This window comes from Aquabacterium sp. A08 (assembly GCF_011742065.1).
In genome coordinates, this window is sequence record NZ_JAAQQT010000336.1 from 1 (window position 1) to 206 (window position 206).

General features: G+C 67.5%; 1 protein-coding gene. It reads right to left on the bottom strand.

The window, feature by feature from the left end; genetic code table 11:
* Window positions 1-206, bottom strand: a 206-nt coding sequence (locus HA630_RS01895; RefSeq protein WP_166832185.1) for a DUF475 domain-containing protein, incomplete at both ends; no start/stop codon positions are given.

Genomic DNA, 206 nt, shown 5'->3' on the forward strand with positions numbered 1-206 from the left:
CGCAGCGACGACCAGACCGACGCGGCGATGAAGGCCACGCCCACCAGCCCGGTGAACACCTCGGACACGTGCACCACCGTGCCCAGGATCATCACCCCGGCCAGCGCGCCAATGGCGTAGTGGGCGCCGTGCTCCAGGTAGATGTACTGGTTGAGCGTGCCGCGGTTGACCAGGTACACCGTCATGGAGCGCACGAACATGGCGCC